The 20,430-nt window shown below is 67.8% G+C and carries 21 protein-coding genes; 12 read left to right on the top strand and 9 right to left on the bottom strand.

Annotated elements, in window-relative coordinates; genetic code table 11:
* Nucleotides 1–9: 9 nt before the first annotated feature.
* Complete coding sequence (locus tag MTR65_RS12355) at nucleotides 10–456, bottom strand: MarR family winged helix-turn-helix transcriptional regulator (RefSeq protein ID WP_243800608.1); 447 nt, start codon at nucleotides 454–456, stop codon at nucleotides 10–12.
* A 297-nt stretch (nucleotides 457–753) separates the two neighbouring features.
* Between MTR65_RS12355 and MTR65_RS12350 the strand changes: the two genes are divergently transcribed.
* From MTR65_RS12350 to MTR65_RS20185, 4 genes are read left to right on the top strand one after another with little or no spacing between them, the layout of a single operon-like run.
* A complete protein-coding gene (locus MTR65_RS12350; RefSeq protein WP_243800604.1) occupies nucleotides 754–1,917 on the top strand; it encodes an acyl-CoA dehydrogenase family protein in 1,164 nt (387 codons plus the stop codon).
* A gap of 52 nt (nucleotides 1,918–1,969) precedes the next feature.
* Nucleotides 1,970–2,335 (top strand): hypothetical protein, encoded by a 366-nt coding sequence (locus MTR65_RS12345; protein WP_226631983.1) that lies wholly within the window; start codon nucleotides 1,970–1,972, stop codon nucleotides 2,333–2,335.
* The gene (locus MTR65_RS12340; protein ID WP_243800602.1) at nucleotides 2,332–3,087 is read left to right on the top strand and encodes an SDR family NAD(P)-dependent oxidoreductase; all 756 of its coding nucleotides are present in this window, start codon (nucleotides 2,332–2,334) and stop codon (nucleotides 3,085–3,087) included. Before MTR65_RS12345 ends, MTR65_RS12340 begins: the two co-directional genes overlap by 4 nt.
* Nucleotides 3,084–3,215 carry a hypothetical protein gene (locus MTR65_RS20185; protein ID WP_268739421.1) on the top strand — a complete coding sequence of 44 codons (132 nt, stop codon included), beginning with the start codon at nucleotides 3,084–3,086 and terminating at the stop codon, nucleotides 3,213–3,215. Before MTR65_RS12340 ends, MTR65_RS20185 begins: the two co-directional genes overlap by 4 nt.
* Here MTR65_RS20185 and MTR65_RS12335 read toward each other — a convergent pair.
* Nucleotides 3,202–3,978: a 2-keto-4-pentenoate hydratase gene (locus tag MTR65_RS12335; protein WP_243800601.1), complete on the bottom strand. Its 777-nt coding sequence runs from the start codon at nucleotides 3,976–3,978 to the stop codon at nucleotides 3,202–3,204. The genes MTR65_RS20185 and MTR65_RS12335 overlap by 14 nt on opposite strands.
* Nucleotides 3,979–4,049: 71 nt before the next feature.
* Entirely contained in the window at nucleotides 4,050–4,514 is a 465-nt protein-coding gene (locus MTR65_RS12330) for a MarR family winged helix-turn-helix transcriptional regulator (protein ID WP_243800600.1), read from the bottom strand.
* A 55-nt stretch (nucleotides 4,515–4,569) separates the two neighbouring features.
* Between MTR65_RS12330 and MTR65_RS12325 the strand changes: the two genes are divergently transcribed.
* The 4 genes from MTR65_RS12325 to MTR65_RS12310 are packed head-to-tail and all read left to right on the top strand — an operon-like array spanning nucleotide 4,570 to nucleotide 8,040.
* A complete protein-coding gene (locus MTR65_RS12325; RefSeq protein ID WP_243800599.1) occupies nucleotides 4,570–5,706 on the top strand; it encodes an amidase in 1,137 nt (378 codons plus the stop codon).
* Nucleotides 5,706–6,254 (top strand): nuclear transport factor 2 family protein, encoded by a 549-nt coding sequence (locus MTR65_RS12320; RefSeq protein ID WP_243800597.1) that lies wholly within the window; start codon nucleotides 5,706–5,708, stop codon nucleotides 6,252–6,254. Before MTR65_RS12325 ends, MTR65_RS12320 begins: the two co-directional genes overlap by 1 nt.
* A gap of 5 nt (nucleotides 6,255–6,259) precedes the next feature.
* Complete coding sequence (locus tag MTR65_RS12315; RefSeq protein ID WP_243800594.1) at nucleotides 6,260–7,537, top strand: aromatic ring-hydroxylating oxygenase subunit alpha; 1,278 nt, start codon at nucleotides 6,260–6,262, stop codon at nucleotides 7,535–7,537.
* Nucleotides 7,534–8,040 (top strand): aromatic-ring-hydroxylating dioxygenase subunit beta, encoded by a 507-nt coding sequence (locus MTR65_RS12310; protein WP_243800593.1) that lies wholly within the window; start codon nucleotides 7,534–7,536, stop codon nucleotides 8,038–8,040. The genes MTR65_RS12315 and MTR65_RS12310 overlap by 4 nt, the downstream gene beginning before the upstream one ends.
* 18 nt (nucleotides 8,041–8,058) lie before the next feature.
* On the opposite strand, the gene MTR65_RS12305 is transcribed toward MTR65_RS12310, so the two are convergent.
* From MTR65_RS12305 to MTR65_RS12290, 4 genes are all read right to left on the bottom strand, one after another.
* On the bottom strand, nucleotides 8,059–9,381 hold the full coding sequence (locus MTR65_RS12305; protein WP_419145045.1) for an MFS transporter: 1,323 nt from the start codon (nucleotides 9,379–9,381) through the stop codon (nucleotides 8,059–8,061).
* Entirely contained in the window at nucleotides 9,378–10,604 is a 1,227-nt protein-coding gene (locus MTR65_RS12300) for an MFS transporter (RefSeq protein WP_243800592.1), read from the bottom strand. Before MTR65_RS12300 ends, MTR65_RS12305 begins: the two co-directional genes overlap by 4 nt.
* Before the next feature lie 77 nt (nucleotides 10,605–10,681).
* The gene (locus tag MTR65_RS12295; RefSeq protein WP_243800591.1) at nucleotides 10,682–12,262 is read right to left on the bottom strand and encodes an alginate export family protein; all 1,581 of its coding nucleotides are present in this window, start codon (nucleotides 12,260–12,262) and stop codon (nucleotides 10,682–10,684) included.
* 40 nt (nucleotides 12,263–12,302) lie between these two features.
* Nucleotides 12,303–13,310: an MBL fold metallo-hydrolase gene (locus tag MTR65_RS12290; protein ID WP_243800589.1), complete on the bottom strand. Its 1,008-nt coding sequence runs from the start codon at nucleotides 13,308–13,310 to the stop codon at nucleotides 12,303–12,305.
* 151 nt (nucleotides 13,311–13,461) lie between these two features.
* On the opposite strand from MTR65_RS12290, the gene MTR65_RS12285 reads away from it, so the two are divergent.
* Entirely contained in the window at nucleotides 13,462–14,112 is a 651-nt protein-coding gene (locus MTR65_RS12285) for a TetR/AcrR family transcriptional regulator (protein ID WP_243800587.1), read from the top strand.
* Between the two features lie 39 nt (nucleotides 14,113–14,151).
* Here MTR65_RS12285 and MTR65_RS12280 read toward each other — a convergent pair whose 3' ends face one another.
* Together MTR65_RS12280 and MTR65_RS12275 are read right to left on the bottom strand one after the other, a co-directional pair.
* Nucleotides 14,152–15,561 carry a sensor histidine kinase gene (locus MTR65_RS12280; RefSeq protein WP_243800584.1) on the bottom strand — a complete coding sequence of 470 codons (1,410 nt, stop codon included), beginning with the start codon at nucleotides 15,559–15,561 and terminating at the stop codon, nucleotides 14,152–14,154.
* A complete protein-coding gene (locus MTR65_RS12275) occupies nucleotides 15,551–16,216 on the bottom strand; it encodes a response regulator (protein ID WP_243800583.1) in 666 nt (221 codons plus the stop codon). Before MTR65_RS12275 ends, MTR65_RS12280 begins: the two co-directional genes overlap by 11 nt.
* Before the next feature lie 106 nt (nucleotides 16,217–16,322).
* Between MTR65_RS12275 and MTR65_RS12270 the strand changes: the two genes are divergently transcribed.
* From MTR65_RS12270 to MTR65_RS12260, 3 genes are all read left to right on the top strand, one after another.
* Nucleotides 16,323–17,399, top strand: coding sequence for an ABC transporter substrate-binding protein (locus MTR65_RS12270; protein ID WP_243800582.1), 1,077 nt, complete (start codon nucleotides 16,323–16,325; stop codon nucleotides 17,397–17,399).
* Nucleotides 17,400–18,929 (top strand): OprO/OprP family phosphate-selective porin, encoded by a 1,530-nt coding sequence (locus tag MTR65_RS12265; RefSeq protein WP_243800580.1) that lies wholly within the window; start codon nucleotides 17,400–17,402, stop codon nucleotides 18,927–18,929.
* Between the two features lie 95 nt (nucleotides 18,930–19,024).
* Complete coding sequence (locus MTR65_RS12260) at nucleotides 19,025–20,380, top strand: CitMHS family transporter (protein ID WP_243800577.1); 1,356 nt, start codon at nucleotides 19,025–19,027, stop codon at nucleotides 20,378–20,380.
* Nucleotides 20,381–20,430 lie beyond the last annotated feature (50 nt).

Here is a 20,430-nt window from a genome sequence, read left to right as displayed (position 1 = left end):
CCGTGTGACCTAGAGCACGATGTTGCGCGTTATTGTGCGCAGCAAACGGTTGAGACTGGCGACGTCCCTGGCCGAAACCCCCTCGAACGTGCGCGCGTAGATCCGGTTCGCGGCGGCCCAGGCTTCGCGGCTGGCCGCTTCGCCCTCGGGCGTCAGGCTCACCTCGGTCACGCGCTGGTCGCTGGGACGCGGCGTGCAGGCCACCAGGCCGTCGCTTTCCATGCGCTTGATGATCTTGGTCATGGTCGGAAGCTTGGCGATCGCGTGGTCGGCGATTTCGCTGACGCTCAGGCGTTCGCGGTCGCGCAGCGCCATGAGCACGCGCCACTGCGCCACGTCGAGGCCGATGGGCTTGAGGGCAAGTTCCATCTGCTGGAGGTAGCGTCCGGAGAAGCGGGTGAGCCAGTAGAACGGCCACTCTTCCATGTTGAAGTCCGTCTCGCCGCCTGCATCCATCGCTTTGTACTCTCCCTGGCGCGGCCAGCGGGCTGCGCGTGCCTGGCGGATCGGGGCGGCCGGATGGCAGTGCGCCGAGGCCGTTCCCTCTTCGCCCAGGCTTTGCCCTATCCCGGAGCGAGCCGTGAGACAACGCGAATAATAGTTGACTATTCAAGTAATGTTCTCGTAGCATTCCAGCAAGGCCGGGATGACGTCGGTCCTTCTGAAACTACGCGGGTCACGATACCTCCACCGCCGCGCGCGCACCCCTTCCGGGTTGCGGGGCGGCGCGAACTCCAGCTTGGGGAGCGCTAGATGAACCAGATGAAATGCCTTGATCCCGCCACGGCCGAGGCCGACCTGATTGCCCTGCCGGACGATTTCCTTGCAGACGTGCGCTCGCGCCGCGCCGAGTTTGCAAAGCTTGGCCAGTTGCCCCGCGACGTGGTTGAACGCCTGCGCGAGTTGGGGGTCTACCGGGCGCTCGTTGCGCGCCGCTACGGCGGCATGGAAGCCTCGCCCGGCGCTTTCCTCAAGGTGATCGAGAAACTGTCGCAGGCCGATGGATCGGTCGGCTGGGTGGCCAGCTTCGGCGTCTCCAGCATGTACCTGGCCGCCTTGCCCGCTGCGACGCTCGACACGATCTATGCCGAGGGTCCGGATGTGATCTTTGCAGGGGCGCTGTTCCCCCCGCAGGCGGCCAAGCAGACCCCGGACGGCCTGCGGATATCGGGGCGCTGGCCGTTCGGCAGCGGCTCGACCGGGGCCGACCTCATCGGCGTGGGCATCAAGGTCGCGGACGAGGCCGGGGCGGGCTTGCCGCGCATGGCGGTGATGCCCGCCGACAAGGCTCGGATCGAGCCGAACTGGGATGTCATTGGCCTTCGCGGAACGGGGAGCCATGACATCGTGGTCGACGAGGCCCTCGTGGCCGAAGACTGGACGTTCGTGCGCGGCAGCGCGCCCAATCTCGATACGCCGCTCTACCGCTATCCCGCGATGGCGCTGGCCGCGCAGGTGCTGGCCGTGGTCGGAATCGGGGTTGCACGCGCCGCGCTCGACGAGATCGCGGGCATGGCGGCGGGGCGCGGCTCGATCACCGGGGCACCCAAGCTGGCCGAACGCGCGTACGTTCAGTCCGAAATCGCCAAGGCCGAGGCGAGCCTGCGTTCGGCGCGGGCGTTCTTCTACGAGGCGACCGAGGATGCCTGGGCGACCCTGTGCACGGGCGAGGATGCCAGCCGCGAGCAGGCGATGCGCCTGCGCCTCGCGTCCAGCCACGTCGCGCGCACGGGCTGCGATGTCGCGCAGATGGCGCTGCGCCTGTCGGGCACGGCGGGCATCTACAGCGACCATCCGCTCGCCGCTTACCTGCACGATGCGACCGTTGTCGCGCAGCATGCCTTCCTGTCCGAGGGCACCTGGCAGAGCGCGGGCCGCGTTGCGCTCGGCCTCGATGCCCCGGCCGGTTACCCCTGATTTTTCGCGCGTCTGGCGCGCCTGCTCCCACCCATGAAGGATACCCGATACGATGACCGATACGCCCCCCGCAAAGCCCATCCGCACGCTGTTTTGCGCGGCCGTCCTGCAGAACTTCTTCGATCTTCCCGCCAGCGAGATCGGCAAGGTCTGGGCTGGGGTTGCCGAGATGCTGAAAGGCATTCGCGATCTGCCTGGCGTCAACGTGCTGGGCACGCTCGACGATGACGAGACGATGGTGGGCACCTCGCCTACCGGCTGGCCCTGGACGTTCTATATCCTGGCCGACGTGCCCGACCGCGAGACCGCGATTGCCGCCTGCAACCTCTTCCGCACGGTCGAGGTCGGCGAATACCGGCTGTGGAAGTACATGCGCGTCGAGGCGCGCCTCGGCCGTGAACTGGTGATCCCGGAATGAGCGGCGCCGACGGCGAACGCACCGTTCTCGTGACGGGCGGGGCGAAGGGGCTGGGCGAGTACCTCGTGCGCGCCTTCTTCGCAGCGGGGTACCGGGTCTGCGTGAGCGACGTCGATGGTAAGGGCGCAGCCGACCTTGCTGCCCAGCTCGACTCGCAAGGGGAGCGTGCCTTTGGGCTCGCCCTCGATGTGCGCGACCCTGAAGCCTTCGTGGTAGCGCAGGCGCGCATGCTGGAGGCGTGGGGGCGCATCGATGTCCTCGTCAACAACGCGGTCGTCACCCGCGCGCAGCCGGTGCTGGAGATCGATCCTGACGATTTCGACGCGGTGGTCGGCGTCAACCTGCGCGGCACGTTCGTGGGCTGTCAGGTCCTGGGCCGTCATTTCCGCGAGGTCGGCGCCGGACGCATCGTCAACATCGCCTCGCTGGCCGGACAGAACGGCGGCACGGCGACCGGGGCGCACTATGCCGCTTCCAAGGGCGGGATCATCACGCTGACCAAGGTCTTCGCGCGGGACCTCGGGCCATTTGGCGTGACGGTCAACGCCATTGCGCCCGGACCGCTCGACCTGCCCTCGGTTCATGCACTGGTACCGCCTGACAAGCTGGAGGGCATTGTCGCGGGCATTCCGGTGCGCGCACTGGGCGCGCCGGGCTATGTCGCGCGCACCGCCGTTCACTTGGCTGACCCGGAGGCAAGCTTTGCGAATGGGGCCACCTGGGACATCAACGGCGGGCTCAACATGCGATGAGCGCTCCCGTCGAACCGCAGCTGTTCCGCGCCGCCATGGCGCAGCTCGCCGCGGAGGACGAGGGGGCGGTGGAAGGCCTCGTCTACTTCGACAGGGCCTTCCACCAGGTGCCGCTCAGAGCGGGGTGACGACGCATTCGAGGGTGGTGTCGGGCGCGAACTGCACGCGGCATTCCTGACCCTCTTCCACCACATGGACGCCGGTGACCGCGCCGGTCGAAATCAGGCAGCCCTCGGGCACGGTTTCGCCCATGCGGGCCAGCCGGTTGAGCGCAAAGGCGATCGCGGTGAGGGGGCCGCCGGGCAGCATTCCGGCCGCGCGCGGCCCGAAAGTCGTTCCGGCGATGGTGGTGGTGGCCTCTACCGTATCGGGATCGCTGAGCGCGATCTCGGGCCCCAGGATGAGGCCCATGTTGTTGCCAAAGCCGGCAATGCTGGCGAGCGGGCCCAGGTCGTTGATGGTCGCCAGCGGGCTTCCGGCCACCTCGATCCCGGCATGCCAGGCCTGGACGAGCGAGGCGCAGTCCCTGGCCGTCCAGTCATCGCGGTCCCCGGGCGCGGAGATGCGGGCCACCAGTTCGGCCTCGAGCGCGGCAAAGCCGCCGCGGATCATCGGGAAGGGGGTGGGACGCCCGCGTTCGAGCGGCCACACGTCCTCCTCGAAGATCGGACCGAGGAAACGGTTCTCCCCGAAACGGCTTTCCATTTCGCCCGTGATCCGGCCGACCTTCCAGCCCACGACCGGGCTGTTCCACTCCGCGATGGCCGCGTCCTGGATCGCGTAGGCCTCGTCCGGATTGGAGGGCATGATGCCGGGGAATTCGTCGAAGCCGACCTTGTTGTAGCGGTTGAGGACGAAGACGCGGGCGGCTTCGGTGGGGGCGACGGTCATGACGTGTCCTTGATCTGGAAGGGCCTGGACCGGCCCTCTGGGGAACATACCGGAAATGTGCTGCCAGCCGGTTAGCGCAGGTTCTGGGCCATGTCCCCAAGCAGTGTGCGCAGGAGCGTGAGTTTTTCCTCGTCGAACCCGGCGAAGGCGCGGTTGAAGACATGGCGGGCGGCGTCCACGGCCGGTGCGACGAGCGCTTCGCCCGCCGGGCTCAGCGCCACTTCGGTGGCACGGCGGTCGCGCTGGCCGCTGCGCAGCTCGACCAGCCCCTGACCTTCCATGCGCTGGATCGCGCGGGTCATGGCCGAGAGCTTGGAATTGGCCTGCGCGGCGATGTCGCTCACGGTCATCCAGCGCTCTTCCTTGAGCACCATGACGATGCGCCAGCTCGTCGGATCGAGCCCTGTGTCCTCGAGCGCGGAGCTGAGCGCGGTCTGGTAGCGCGTGTGCGCCCGGGTCAGCCAGTAGAACGGCCAGGCATCGTAGGTCAGGCGATGATCGTGATCCATTGCGATCAGCTCGTGGATCTGCGGCATTTGTACAAGCCCTAAAATAGTTGACTAATCACGTGATTCGTGTTGCTTTTGCCTTATGACATATCCCCCCGACACTGCAATCCTCGTTCAGCAGCTCGACCTGGCGCGTGATCCGGGCCCCGCGGCCCCGCGCGTCGCGGTGAAGGACTGCCTTGCCATCGCGGCCACCCGCACCGGCTGTGGCAGCGCTGCGTTCGACGACGCCGCCCCCGAAGCGCACCATTCCGCTGTCGTCGAGGCGCTGCTGGCGGCGGGCTGCCGGATCGTGGGCAAGGCCAACATGCACGAGCTTGCCTACGGGGTGACCGGGGCCAACGCGCACACCGGCACGCCGCGCAACCCGCGCTTTCCCGAGCGCATCGTCGGCGGCTCTTCCAGCGGCAGCGCGGCAGCGGTCGCCGCGTGCCTGGTGGATTTCGCGATCGGCACCGACACGGGGGGCTCGATCCGCATGCCCGCGGCCTGCTGCGCGGTTTTCGGTCTGAAGCCAACCTTCGGCGCGGTGCCGCGCACGGGGGCTGTCCCGGCGTCGAGTTCGCTGGACTGCATCGGTCCTTTCGCACGTGACATGCGTAGGCTCATCACGGCAATGGAGGCGATCTGTCCGGGTTTCGAGAGGCCCGAAGCTGCACGCGATTTCACGCTCGGGCGGGTGCCGACCACGGCCGATGGCGATGTGGAGGCCGCGCTCGATACCGTGCTGGCGCGCAGCGGCGCGCAGGTTCATGCCGCTGCCCTGCCCTCGCTCGCCGAAGCCCACCGCGCCGGGATCACCATCATGGCGGCTGAAATGGCCGGGCTCTTTGGGCATCTCGTGGGCTCGGGCAAGCTGGGGCCGGACATCGACGCGCGCCTCGCCGCGGGCCTCAAGGTCGATGCCGCGGCGCTGACCGAGGCCGAAGCGGTACGCGAGCGCATCACCTGTGAAATCGACACCGCGCTGGAAAGCTGCGACGCGCTGGTCCTGCCGACTTTGCCGAGCGTGCCGCTTCTCCTCCGCGAGGCGGGCGATGCGCAAGGGGCGCTGCGCCTGACTGAACTGGTGCGTCCCTTCAACCTCTCGGGTCACCCCGCGCTGACCCTGCCGACCCTTACGCGTGACGGCCTTCCGGCCGGCGTGCAACTCGTTGCAGCCAAGGGCGCAGAGGCGCGTCTGTGCGCCCTCGGTCTTGCCCTGGAAGGAGCCCTGTGATGGCGCAGGACGACTACGCCGGGGTGTTTGCCCGGCTGGAAAAGTTGGAGGCGCAAAGCGCGATCCGGGGTGTCATGGCCCGCTACATGGAGATCTGCGACACGCTTTCACCGACCTCGCCAATGGAGGAGTTGGGCGCGCTCTTCACCCGCGAGGCGGTCTGGACCGGGGTCGGTGCGCGCTATGCGGGCGCCTTTGGCGGCCATCGCGGCCGCGCGGCGATCGTCGCCATGCTGGCGCAGTACCAGGGCGAGGAGGGCGGTACGCCGCCGCACTTCGCGATGAACGCGCACTTCCTCTCCTCCGAGACGATCCGCGTCGCGGACGGGGCAGGGCAGGCGCAGGGGCAATGGATGATGCTCCAGACCTCGACTTATGCCGATGGGCGCAGCGACCTGCGTTCCGCGCGTCTCAATGTGGGCTTTGCCCTGGAGGACGGGGCCTGGCGCATCGCCCGTTTTGAAACCGAGAACCTTTTCAGCCGGCCGGTGAGCCGGTGGGACGATCCGGCACCGGTCCCGGTGCCGGGACACAGGACAGGAGAATGAACGCCATGGACATGCCGACGGACATGCCGCGAGCGCACGAGGACTACGCCAGCCTCGTGCAGGACGACCGCGTCCACACCTCGCTCTACAAGGATCCGGCGATCTTTGACGAGGAGATGGAGCGCATCTTCAAGAACACCTGGGTCTGGGTCGCGCACGCGAGCGAGGTGCCGGGCAAGAACACCTTCAAGAAGTCGTTCGTCGGTAAGCAGCCGGTGATCGTGACGCGCGACAAGGAGGAGAAGATCCACGTCCTTCTCAACCGCTGCCGCCACCGCGCGGCGACGGTGTGCGAGAAGAAGGCGGGCAAGACCTCGGTCTTCGTGTGCCCCTATCACGGCTGGAGCTACAATCTCGATGGCAAGCTGCGCTCGGTGCCGCACGCCTCGGTCTATGGCGAGGGTTTCGACAAGGACGAGTTCCCGCTCGTTTCGCTGCGCACCGAACAGTACAACGGCATGATCTTCGCGACTTTCCGCGACGACATCGAGCCGCTGGAGGATTTCCTCGGCAGCGCGAAGAAGTGGATCGACCTGTTCATGAAGCAGGGCGCGGGGTACCCGGTGAAGACGCTGGGCGAGCACCAGTTCCGCTTCCCGGGCAACTGGAAGATCCAGCTCGAGAACACCACCGACGCTTACCACTTCCCGATCGTTCACAAGACTTTCCTCGACAGCCTTGATGCCGAGACCGGCAATGTCTTCGACGTCCTGGGGCGCGGCGGCTGGGTCGAGGACCTGGGCCATGGCCACTCGGTCATGGTGATGATGCCCGAGCTGGTCGACCTGGAGGAAAACCTCGAGGCACCCATCCCCGAGCGCTTCGCCGATCTGGCCGAGGAACTGCGCGGCGAGGGCTATTCCGACCACGAGGTGCGCCGCATCGTGCGCGCGGTGGGCGGCGGGGGCTTCAACCTCAACCTCTTTCCCAATGTCGCCTGCTCGATGGCGTTCTTCCGCGTGCTGCGCCCGGTCAGCGTCGATGAGACCGAGATCCGACACATCGCCATCGGCATGGATGGCGGGCCCGAGGCGGGCAACCGCATGCGCATGCGCCTGCACGAGCATTTCCAGGGGCCGATGGGCTTTGGCTCTCCCGACGATGCCGAGGGCTGGGAGCGCGTCCAGCGTGGCTCGGCGGCGGGCGATGACCTGTGGATCCTCGTCAACCGGGGGCAGGCCCCGATCATCGGCCACGCGGCGGGCGATCACGTGACCGATGTCAGTGCCGAGACCGGCATGCGCGCGGCCTATCAGGAATGGAAGAGGATGATGTCGGCATGAGCACGACCGAAATGACCCGCAGCGATCTGGCCGCCATCACGCTGGAAGAGGCGAGCGCCTTCATCTGGCACGAGGCCGAACTGCTCGACCGCCAGGACTACAAGGCCTGGCTCCCCCTGTTCACGCCGGACGGGCTTTACGTGATCCCGATAGAGCGCGAGGCCGAGGACCGCGCGGGCGAGCTCAACATCGCCTATGACGATGCCGAGATGCGCGCGATGCGTGTGAAGCGCCTCAAGAGCGGGTTCTCGATCTCGTCGGCACCCTCGGCGCGCACGGTGCGCACGACCTCGCGCTTCGTGCTCGAGGAGGCGCCCGACGGCGGCGTCCTGGTACGCTGCGCGCAGATGCTGGTGGAGTACAAGTTCGAGCGCACCCGCGTCATCGGCGCGGATGTCACCTACCACCTGGTACGCACGGGCGAGGGCCTGCGCATGGCGCGCAAGGAGATCCTTCTCCTCAATTCCGACGATCCGCTCTGGGGGATCGGCTACCTGTTCTGACAGGGAACGCCGCCGTGCTCAGTCCTGTTTGAGGAAGACGAGCGCGGCGGCGCCCAGCAGCGATCCGCAGGCCATGAGCAGAGCGACCTCGGCCAGGCCGAAGCCTGCGGTGAACAGGAACCCGGCCACGATCGGACCCAGCGCCGCACCGCCGCGCCCGATGCCGATCACGAAGCCGGTTCCGCCTGCGCGCACTTCGGTCGGGAAGGCCTTGGCAAAGATCGCGTAGAGGCCGACCACGCCTGCGTTGGTGAAGAAGCCGGCTGCGCCTGCGACCGTGGCAAGGCCGCCAAGGCTCGTCTGTCCCTGGCCGAAGACCGTGACCATGACTGTCGAGACGAGCATCGCGCCGATGACCAGCCAGCGCACCTGGACGCGGTAGGTGAGGAAGCTGAGCAGGCTTGCGCCCAGGAGCCCCCCGACATTGGCCCAGACCAGGACGCCGCCCGCCTGCGCGGCGGGATAGCCCATGTCGACCACGATCTTGGGGATCCACTTCAGGATGAAGTAGAAGGTCATGATGTGGCAGAAATAGGCAAGCGTGAGCAGGACCGTGCTGCGCGCGAGCCGGGGTGCGAAGAGCGCGGCAAGCGAGGGTTTGGGAGCGTTGTCGTGCGTAGCGGGCAGCCCCTCGGCAGCCTGGTGGCCGAGGCGTCCAAGCACCGCGTTGATGCGGGCAAGGGCGTCGGGGTGGCGGCGGTGCACGTGAAATCCGACGGATTCCGGCAGCAGGAACCAGGCCAGCGGCAGAAAGGCCGCACTGACGAGCGCGCCGAAGATGAAGACGTCGCGCCAGTTGCCGTCTGCCAGCAGCGAACTGGCAATCGAGCCGCCCAGAATTGCGCCCATCGGATAGCCCGAGGCCATGATCGCGACGGCCAGGTTGCGGTGGCGTGCGTTCGAAAATTCCGCGACGATGGCGTTGGTACAGGCCAGCATGCCCCCGATGCCCAGTCCCGTCAGGAAGCGGATGACACCCAGCATCGTGACCGAGCTGGCCAGTGTCGCCAGAGCCATGCCCCCTGCCATCACCACCAGGCAGCCGAGCACCGTCGGGCGGCGCCCGATCCGGTCGGCAAGGTTGCCCAGCAGGATCGAGCCGATGGCCATGCCGATCAGCTCCATCGAGAGGACGATACCCAGCGCCGCGCGGTCGATGCCCCACTCGCTGGCGATGCCGGGCGAGGCGAAGCTGATCGCGAGCACGTCGAAGCCGTCCAGCGCGTTGAGCGCGATGGAGAGCGCCACGACGAGGATCTGGAGCGGCTTCATCGGGCTGTGCGACAAGAGCGCCTGGGGATCGTGCGCGATTGCGGTTTCAGAGGGCGTGGGAGAGGTCATGGCAACCGGTCTCTTTCAGGATTTTGTCTGGGGGGAGGCGGTCCGTCACAGTCGATCCGCCCGTAGCGGCGGTCGAGCCAGAGCGGGGCCAGCACGAGAATCAGGACGGGAAGCGCCAGCGCGAGGCCAAGCCAGGTCGAGCCATGACCTAGGCCGAGGAGAAGAGGGCCGCCGACCGCGCCAATCCGGCCGATGCCAAGCGCATAGCCAAGGCCGGTCGTCCGGATGGCAGGTGGATAGAACAGGCTTGCGGCGCTGGTCATGCCTTTCTGGCTGCCACCAATGCCGATCCCGGCAAGGAGCGCAGCGGCCAGCAGCAAGGGGTGCGTGAGGTTGAGGCCGACGACGAGCAAGGCGAGGCCGGCAAGGCTGAACAGCCCCATCGCCGCGAGTGCGCGAAAGGGCCCCATGCGGTCGGCCCACCAGATCATCGGCACCGCGCCCAGCATGTTTCCCAGTGTGAAGATCCCGGTCAGTGCCACCGCGCCGGAAAAGGCGATGCCACCTTCTGTCGCAAGGAGCGGAAGCCACGACTGGAGCGCGTAGAACAGGCAGAGCCCGGCGGGAAACAGGATCCAGAAAAGGAGGGTGCCGAGGCGGCGGTTGCGATCGAGCAGAGCGCGCGGGCCGTGGATGTGGGGATGCCGCGGGGCGGTCCGCGCGGCCCGACGCGGAAGGGCAAGCGCCCCCAGCGCGGCTGCAAGCGCGAAGGGCACACCCGGCACCCAGGCGGCGCGCCAGCCGGCTTCAGGGATCAGCCAGCCAGAGAGCCCGGCGGCGGCAAGGAAGCCCAGTGAGTAGGCCGTGTAGGTGGCGACCACGCGGGCACCCTGCCAGCGAGGCGCCCCCTGCTGGCTGACGATGGCGACGGCGGCGGGAATGGCGGCGCCGCTCGCCGCTCCGATCACACCGCGGCAGGCCGCGAGGGTGAGGATGCCGGGCGCGGCCAGGCTGGCCAGCGTCGCGAGGGAAAGGCTGACCATGGCGCCTGCGACGATGACGCGCGCGCCGATCCGCTCGGCCAGGGGGGACAGGGCGAGATAGCCAAGCATGAGCCCGAGCATGGCGCTGGCGAGCAGGGGCCCCACCGCCTGCGCGTCGAGCTTCCAGTCGCGCACGAGGCCAGGCATGGAGAATGCGAAGGCCTGAAGCGCGTACCCGGCGGTGAAGAGGACGCTGGCGCAGCTCAGCGTGATGAGGTGTTCGCGGTGATGCGGACGCATGGCAGCCTGTTTTTCCCTCCCCGACACGGCGCGGACAAGGGGCGCAGGTGCCTGCGCCAGGAGACCGCGCACCGCCATCAGAAGCGCAGCGTCAGACGTGTCTGGAGAAAGAGGTTATCGCCATAGCCCGCCCGTGTCAGGACCTTGCCGGCATCGACGTAGTTGGCGATGCCCGAGAGCACGACATGCGGGTCGGGGGTCCAGTCGATCCGGGCGCGGGCGATGTTGGCAAGGTGGCGTCCGTCCACGTTCTGCGTGCCCGCATAGACGACCGCGTTGCCGCGATAGGCGGCGTCGTTTTCATTGGGGCGCCAGTAGAAGCCGGCTTCCGTTGCGACCTTGAGTTTGCGCGAGAGGGGAACACTGAGTGTGGGGGCCACGCCCATCACGTTGCTCGCGCCGATGTAGTTGTCGTCGCTGAAGATGATCGTGGCGTTGTAGAGGATGTTGAAGGCACCGACCTTGCCGTCGGCGGTGTAGCTGCCGCCGCCCGAGGCGTAGTCGGCGTGGAAGCCGAGGCGCGGGGCCTGCTTGCCCGTGCCCAGTGCCACGGATTGCCGGGTGGAAAGCGCCCAGGCGTCGACGGGCCGTCCGGCGAAGCGCCCGTCCTGCTTCATGGCGCTCCAGTCAAAGGCAACGCGCCCCCAGTGGCCCCACAATCGCGCGCCCCAGGTCTCGCGCCGATCCGATCCGGAAAGGAGGCCGCTGGTGCGCTGCTCACGGGTGTAGTGGTAGTAGAAGGGATCGAGGTAGATCGCGTCGTTGGTGCCCTGCGCGCTGTTCCGGGCGAGGAGCAGGCTCGCAATACCGCCCGAAAAGGTCTCGCCGTTGCCGATGCCGTCATCAAAGATACCGTTGCCCTGCGCGGTGGGGGTGAAGTCGAAGACGGTGAAACGCACGCGCGACCAGTCCATCGAGAGCCGTGCGCCGTTCATCGAGACGCGGATGTTGGGGTTTTCGCGCGGGCTGATCAGGAAGCGCGGCCCGTCGAAGAACTCCTGGCGGCCGATCGTGATGCGCGCCACGCCCGAGGCCACTGGCGCGCGGAGCTCGGTGAAGAGCTGCTGGACGATGAGGTCGTTTTCCCAGACCGGTACGTGGCGGGTCTCGTTCCTGCCGAAGATGTGGCCCGAGACGAGCTGGCCGTAAACGCGCACGGCAGGCCCGATGCGCAGGTCTGCGGCCAGGTTCGTGCGCGAGAGCCATTCAGTACGGCTGCGCGTGTCGTTGAGGAGCGGCTGCGTCGAATGGCTGACGCTGGTGCGTTGCCCTGCGCTCAGCGACAGGGTGACATCGCCGTCCCCATCGAGCGGGATCGCCTTGAGCGGCGCGAAGCGGTCATCGGGGGCTCCCTCCTTGCCCATGAAGCGCCAGTCCTCGGCGCCGCGCAGCAGACGGTAGTGGGGGCCAAGGCGCGGGCCAAGGCCGTCCGCCTCGACAGGGAACGGCGAGGCAAGCGGGTCCTTGCCTGCCGGAGCGGCGGGGGGAGCGGGTAGGGCTTTCGGCTCGGTCTCGTTGCGGTTGGCAGGCAGGTCTGCCGTTGGCCCGGCGCTGTCGGCCGCGAAGGCCACAGTGGGGACAAGGCCGGGCGCGACAAGTCCCAGCGTCAGGCATCCGGCCCACCCGCCAACGCGCCATCCCTTGCGGTGGCTGCGCATCAGGTTTCTCCCGTTCGATCTATGGATTTGGGTGTCCGGGTTATCCCAGCGCAATGTTCTGGAGGTCGTGGCCGACGAGGATTTCGCCCGCGTAGTTGGTGGCGGCGGCTTTCTGCCACATCTCGTCGGTGATCCACTCCATGTCGCCGGGCACGAAGTGGGTCAGCACCAGCTTCTTGGCGCGGGCCTGCGTGGCGATCTTGCCGACATCCTCCGCCGAGGTATGCGAATTGAGGATGTGGTTGCGGAACGCCTCGCCTTGCTGGGCGCGCTTCACGAGGGCATCGACGCCGGGGATAAAGAGCGTCTCGTGGACGAGAACGTCGCAGTCGCGCGCGAATTCGGCGAGCGCGGGGTTGTAGGCGGTGTCGCCCGAGATGACGATGCTGCCGTAGGGTGTCTCGAAGCGGTAGGCGAGGTCCTTGATCGGCGGGTGCGGGGTGGTGAGCGCAGTCACTCGAACCACACCGTCGTCCATGACTAGCCCCTCCCTGGCGTCGAATTCATGGACTTCCAGGAGTGTAGCGGGATCGGTGCGGCCCTCGTCCGCGATGCGGGTGTGGATGTCGGAACTGTGCGTGGCCCAGTAGTTGCGCGCCATGTCGGCAAGGCCCCTGGGGCCATAGGCGTCGATCTTCTGGCGCAGGTCCCCCGCGACCCAGGTGTTGTAGACGAGGTTGCCGAATTCCAGTTCGTGATCGGAATGCATGTGCGAGATGAAGATCGCGCGCATCTTGGCCATGTCCAGGCCCGCCTTGAAGGCCTGTGCCGTGACGCCCATGCCGCAGTCGATGATGTAGACGTTGCCATCGACGACGATGGCGTTGGCCGGGTTCGAGCGCGTGCCGCCGACGCGCGGACCGCCCTTGGTGCCCAGCAGCACGAGCCGTGCGCCCTTCTCGCTGGCGGCCTCGGACGCGCCTGCCGAACCTGTCTGGGCCAGCAGTCGCGCACCGGGAAGGGCGAGCATGGCGCCGGTGGCACCCATCAGCGAGGCGCGCAGCAGAGCGCGACGGCCAAGGACGGGGGGACGGAATTGGGGCTTCATCAGGACCTCTCCACGCGTTTTTATCTGACCCTTTGCGGGCTGCTTGAGGGCCGATTTACAGGTCACGGCGGCGTGCGTCAATAAGAATAAGAATCTGGTTCTGTTTTGTGCGCCGTGGACACAGCCGCCGAGATCGGCGATGGCTCGCACGATGAACACGCCGTCAGACGATCTCGACGAGGACTTCGAACGCGCCGGTGTCCCGCGCGCGCTGCAGTCGCGCAGCCGCCTCCTGCGCGACACCCTGATCCGGATTTCGCTGGATATCGCGCGGCGTCGCTCGTTCGATGATGTCGGCATCGTCGAGATCTGCGGGCAGGCCGGATGTTCCACGGGGGCCTTCTACGCCCGCTTTCCCGACAAGCTGACACTGTTCAAGGCGGTAATGGTCATGGCGGCGGCCGAATCGCGCCCCTTGCTCGAGACAATCGTGCGCGAGACGCCCTTTGCGGACATCCTTGATCGGTTACTGGCCGAACAGGTGCGTCGCTTCGACGGACAGAACGCTTTCTTCCGTTCCGCGTTCCGGGTCAGCCTGGTCGACCCGGAAGCCTGGGAGCCGTTTCGTCGCAACGCCCGCAACCTGGCCTCTGTCTATCTCGAACGGGTCCGCGCAGAACCCGGTATTGTCGAGGAAAGCATCGATGAAGGCCGCATCCGCTTTGCCTTCCAGGTCATGTATGGCGTTCTCAACAATACCGTCAGCAACCAGCCGGGGCCCTACACGTTCGCGGATCCAGCCTTCCCGAGATTGCTTGGGATCGCGATGCGCGAGACGATGGGCCTGCAGCTGCGCGCCTGAGACGGCGCGATGTGAGGCGTGGTTTCAGGCGCTCCGGGCCTACGGCATCGCCTCGACCGGGGCCGCAAAGGCGATGGAGACGCGAAGGCCGGGGGTCATGGACTCGACATGGACCGTGGCGCCCACGCGCTGCGCGGCCGAGCGCACGATGGCAAAGCCCAGCCCGCTGCCGCCGGGACCTGAGCCGGGCTGAAAGCGCACGAAGCGCTGGCCAAGCTGCGCCATGTCCGCCTCGGCAAGGCCGGGCCCGCGGTCGGTGACAGAGAGAGTGCCCTCCTGCGTGATCGCAATCTCCACCTCGCCCCCTCTGCCGCCGTAGCGGATCGCGTTGTCGACAAGATTGGAGAGCATCTCGAAGACCAGCGTGCGGTGCGCCCAGACCCGGACCGGTTCGTCGGGGGCATCGAGCTGAAGTTCGACACGGCCTGCGATGGCCTGTCCGATGCGCCGGTTGATGACGGCGACGGCCACTTCGTGCAGGTCCACCTGTTCGCGCTCCGGCTCCACACCGGCTTCCTCGGCGCGGGCGAGGGCAAGAAGCTGGGTCATCAGGTGTTCCAGGCGATCGGCGGCATCGGCGATCTCGCGCAGGGCATCGGGATCGCCGCGCCGGGCCAGTGCCAGTTGCACCTTGAGCGTGGAGAGGGGCGTTCGCATCTGGTGCGAGGCGTCGGCGGTGAAGCGGCGCATGCCCGCCGTCGCCGTATCGAGACGTTCGAGCAGGCTGTCGAAGGCGCGCGAGAGGGGCACCAGTTCGCGCGGCAAGGGCCCCGCATCGAGCGGGGAAAGGTCGGGGGCGGCCCGGCGCGAACGCCGCGCGACGGCCTCACGCAACCGCGCGAGCGGGCGCAGGCTCCAGCCCAGCGCCGGGCGCAGGAGCAGGACGGCAAGGCCGATCAGGAGCGCCTCGCCCAGCACCAGCGCCAGGATCAGGCGGCGGCCGAGCGCGCGGCGGTGCTCCAGCGTTTCCGCGATCTGGACAGAGACCGGCGCGGCGATGCCCGGCAGGCGCCGGTGCAGTTCGGCGATGCGGATGGCGCGCCCGCGAAAGGTGGCGAAGCGGTAGCTGGGCGCGCTTGTGGCATCGCCGGTTTCCAGGGCTGGCGGGCGCGCGGGGGGTAGCCCCGGGTCGCCCGTCAGCGTCTTCGTGCCCACCGCAACCCGATAGAACACGGCATCGCGCTGCGGGTTTTCAAGCATGCCGAACGCGGCGGCGGGAAGGTCGAGCGTGACCTCGCCCCGTTCGGCCTCGACCGTTTCGGCGATGGCTCCAAGCGCACCGCCCAGCACACGGTCGTTGGCGCGGCGCACCGCGTCGGTGACGATGAGCGCGCCGATCACGCCCAGGACGATGGCAACGCCCACCATCGGGCCGAGCATCGCGACGAGGAGGCGCGTGCGCAGGGCCGGGGTGGGGGCCGGGCTGGGCGAGGCGGCTTCAGCCGACATCGAGCATATAGCCGACCCCGCGTACGGTGCGGATGGCGGGCCCGTCCGGGGCCAGCTTGGCGCGAAGGCGCGTGATGTGGACTTCCAGGGCGTTCTGGCCGACCGGTTCGTCGAGCCCGAACACCTCGCCCTGAAGGACCTGGCGGGTCACCAGCTGGCCCGCGCGGGTGGCCAGCGCGTCAAGCACGGCGGCCTCGCGGCGGCGCAGGTCAAGCGTGCGCCCGGCCACGCTGGCCGCCCCCGTCGAGCGGTTGATCTGCAAGGTGCCGATGGTGAGTTCGGGGGTGGGATCGCCGCCCCGGCGGCGGCCGAGCGCGCGCACCCGGGCTTCCAGTTCTTCCGGCGCGAAGGGCTTGCGCAGGTAGTCATCGGCGCCCAGGTCCAGCCCGCGCACCCGGTCATCGAGCGCATCGCGCGCGGTCAGCATGAGCACGGCCATGCGTTCTCCCCGCCGCCGCAGCGTGCTCAGCACCTCGAAGCCGTCGATGTCGGGCAGGCCCACGTCGAGGATGAGCGCGGCGTAGGGTTCCTGCTGGGTGAAAAGCAGGGCGTCCTGTCCCGTGGCGACGTGATCGACAGCGTGGCCGGAGCTGCGCAGCAGGTTCACGAGGCTGCGGGCGAGTTGATCGTCGTCTTCGACAAGGAGGATGCGCAAGGCGGGAAAGACCCCTGAAAGGTTGCTGACAGCAAGTTGGATTAGATCGACGCCACTGGCGGCTTACCCGACGCAAGGTGCGGGGAGCGAGAGGAGCTTGAGTGTCGTGCGTTCATACCTGATTTTCGGTGTCTTCCTAGGGGGGCTGGCGGCGTTAGCTCTGCTGGTCTGGTCGTATCTCGGCGAGGATGGCGAGGCGGCGCGGGTGGCCCGGGCCCAGCGCGAAGGGGGCGTGGTCGAGGTCTACGCCAACGTCGATGCGGGCGCCATCACGCCGCTCATCGCCGCGTTCGAGGGCCGTTTCGCGGGCGTGACCGTGCGCTACCACGACCTCAGCGCCGACGCGCTCGATGCCCGTTTCCGCCGGGAGGCCGATGCAGGCAAGGTGGGCGCGGACATTGTCTGGTCCTCGGCCATGGCCATGCAGGCCAAGCTCGTCAACGACGGCTATGCGCAGACTTACGCGAGCCCGGAAAAGGGGGCGCTCCCCACAGAGGCGGTGTGGAATGACCAGTCCTACCGCATCACCGCCGAGCCGGTCGCCATTGCCTACAACCGCGAGCAGGTGGCCGAGCAAGAGCTTGCGCGCACCCATGCCGCCTTCACGCGGATGTTGCGCGCGCGCTGGGAGGATCTGGCCGGCAAGGTCGCGACCTACGATCCCGCACGCTCGGGAATCGGCTACCTCTTCCTCACCCAGGACCTTGCCGCGACGCGCGACACGCAGGCCCTGCTCGAGGCGATGGGGGCGACCCGGCCGGTCCTGATGGAGACCACCGGCGCCATGCTCGATGCCGTGGCGCGCGGCGATGTGACGTTTGCCTACAATGTCGTCGGTCCTTACGCCGAGGAGCGTGCCAATGCCGATCCGCGCATCGGTGTGCTCTACCCTGAAGATTATTCCATCGTCGCCTCGCGCGTGGCCTTCATCGCGCGCGGTGCGCCGCATCCGGCTGCCGCACGGCTGTTCCTCGATTTCCTGCTTTCGCGTGAGGGGCAGAAGATCCTCGCGCGGGCCGGGCTGCCGCCAGTGCGCAGCGGTGTGGCCCCGCCGCGCCTCGCGCCCGGACAGGCCCGCGCCATCCCCGGCGGCCCCCGTCTTTTCGTCAATCTCGATCCGATCAAGCGCCAGCGTGTACTCGACACGTGGAACGCCGCGCTTGCCCAAGGAAAGTCCCCCTGAATGCGTGTTCTTCCCACCAGCTGCGCGCTCGTTGCCCTTGTCGCGGCGAGCCCGGCCCTTGCCCAGACCCCGAGCCGTGAAGACCTGGCCGATCTTGTCCGCCGGCAGGCCGCCGAGATCGCCGAATTGCGCAGCCGCGTCGATGAGATCGCGACCCTGCGCGCGCGTGTCGAGCAGCTTGAAGGCCAGGGCCAGACCGATGCCGTGCAGCTGGCGGCCAGCTCCGCGCCCCAGGTTGAGGGCGAGGCCGAGACCAAGACCAAGGATGCCGCAGCGAAGACCGTGCACGTGGTCGTGACCCCGCCCTACGCCCCGCAGCTGGTGCCGCCGGGCCCGGCCGAGCGCGATATTGCGCGGGCCCGCTCGGCGAACCAGGCCGACGTGACCACCGAATGGGGCGCTGGCCTTCCTGTCTTCCATTCCGCTGACGGCCAGTACACCTTCAAGCCGCGCGGGCGCATTCTGGCCGATGTCGGATCGACCTTCGGATCGGACCACGATGGGCGCAACCTGACCACCACGGGCATGCGCGCGCTGCGTCTGGGTTTCGAGGGCGGTGTGGGCACCCATTTCTTCTACCAGATCGAGGCTGATTTCTCGGAGAACCGGGCCGAGATCATGACCGCCTACATGGGCTGGCGCGACAGTTTGAGCGAGGACGTCAGCTTCGATCTGCGCATGGGCCACCTGTTCAACGACCGCTCCTTCGACGGGGCGACGGGCTCGGATTCGACGGCCTTCCTTGAACGCAGCGTGGTCCCCAACACCATCGTGCCCGAGCGCGGCTACTATGGTGTGGGCGCGATGGGCCGGGTGTTCTTCCCGGGCGGGCACGTCTCGCTCGCGCTCACCGGCGACCGGGTCGACGGCGACCAGACCGACAGCGACAGCCGCACGGTCATGGCGCGCGTGCACGTGAACCCGCTGCGCTCCAAACGCGGCGCGCTGCACCTGGGCGCCTGGGGCTTCGATGAGGCGCTGGCCTCTTCGGCGACCGACCTGACACGCAACACCTTCATGGGCAGCCGTTTCAACGGGGCGCTGCGGGTCTCCACCGGGCCGCTGCCTGATGGCACCGGCACGACCGGCTACGGTCTTGAATTCGGTGGCTACCAGGGGCCGGTCTGGTTCATGGCCGAGGCGGGCGAGCGCCGCGCGCGGCGCGCCGGGGGACAGGCCGATTTCCGCACCCGCGCCTACAGCGCCTCGGCAGGCTGGTTCGTGACGGGTGAACTGCCGCCCTACAACCCGCGCACCGGCAACTTCGGTCAGCCGCATGTGCGCACCCCCGTCTTTGGCGGAGGCTCGGGCGCGCTGGAGCTGACCAGCCGCTACGAGGAAGTCTCGTTCCGCAACATTCCCAATCCCGCCGACGGCTGGACCGCGACGCTGGGGGCCAACTGGTACCTCAACAGCTTCACGCGCATCCAGCTCAACGGGATCTACTGGAGCATCACCGACGCCGCCGGCCCTTATGCCGGACAGGACAGCGGCCAGACCCTCGCCGCGCGTCTCGGCGTCACGTTCTGACCGTAGTGCGGGCGCGCGGCCTCCCCCCGCGCGCCTCTTCGGTCCTTGTCGAAATACCGCATTAAAACAGGCCAAAAGGCCATCAGGAGAGTTTCATGTTAGCCTTCTTCGGACTTCTCACGGTCGTGTGCGTTGTCGGCCTGCTCCTGGCGCGGCTGGCCTCGCCGATCGTCGCGCTTGTGCTGGTTCCGCTCGTGGCCGGGCTGGTCTACGGCTTCAGCCCCGAGGCGATGTCCACCTTCTTCGGCGATGGCCTGGCGCGGGTCATGCAAGTGGCGACGATGTTCATCTTCGCCATCATCTTCTTTGGCGTGCTGCAGGACACCGGCTTCTTCCGTCCCTTCATCAACGGGCTCATCCGCGTGACAGGTGGCAACGTGGTCTACGTGGCGGTCGGCACGACGCTGGTGGGGGCCTGCGCGCATCTGGACGGGGCAGGGGCGACGACGTTCCTTCTCACCGTTCCCGCGCTGTTGCCGCTCTACTTGCGTCTGGGCATGAGCCGCTACCTCCTGCTCATGCTGCTCGCGACGGGGGCGGGCATTGCCAACATGCTGCCCTGGGCCGGGCCGCTCGGCCGCGCTGCGGCGGTGACCGGCATCGAAGTGACCGAACTGTGGCGTCCGCTCATCCCGGTCCAGCTCGCTGGCATTGCGCTGCTCGCGGTTCTCGCCGTGTTCCTGGGTCTGCGTGAGCGGCGCCGGATCGCGGCGGCAGGTTCGCCCGAGCAGGCCGTGCTGGAGGCCGATGGCACCCATATCACGCATGTCGATGGGGCCGGGAAAGCCACCCGCCCCCAGGCCGCACCGGAGCTGAGCGAGGAAGAGCAGGAACTGCTGCGCCCGCGTCTCATCTGGCTGAATGCGGCGATCTTCCTGGCCGTCCTGACCGTGCTCGTCGCCGGGATCCTGCCTGCGGCCTACACCTTCATGATCGGCCTCTCGGTGCTCCTTACCTGCAACTACCGCTCGATCGACGAGCAGATGAAGCGGGTGCGGTCCCACTCGGGTCCTGCGCTGCTGATGGGGGCGATCATCCTCTCGGCGGGCAGCTTCCTCGGCGTGCTCGATGGTAGCGGCATGCTCAAGGCCATGGCCGAGGCGCTGGTGGACTTCCTGCCCAGTTCGGCCGTCTCCATGCTGCACATCGTGATCGGCTTCTTCGGGCTTCCGCTCGAACTCGTCCTCAACACCGATGCGTACTACTTCGGACTGCTGCCGGTGGTGCTCCAGGTCGTCGAGCCGGTGGGTGTCACCCCGCAGGCCACCGTCTACGCCATGATTATCGGCAACATCATCGGCACCTTCATCAGCCCCTTCTCGCCCGCCATGTGGCTGGCGTTGGGTCTGGCCCAGGCCGACATCGGGCGCCACATCCGCTATTCGCTGCTGACGATGTGGGCCTTCTCCATCGCGGTCTTCGGCATCGGCTGGGCGCTTGGCCTGTTCTGATCGGAGCGGCCTTGAACCACCCATGAAAAAGGAGCCCCGGGACCTCGCGT

It is taken from the genome of Novosphingobium mangrovi (assembly GCF_022818885.1).
GTDB classification, from domain to species: domain Bacteria; phylum Pseudomonadota; class Alphaproteobacteria; order Sphingomonadales; family Sphingomonadaceae; genus Novosphingobium; species Novosphingobium mangrovi.
This window is presented reverse-complemented; position numbering and strand designations above follow the sequence as displayed.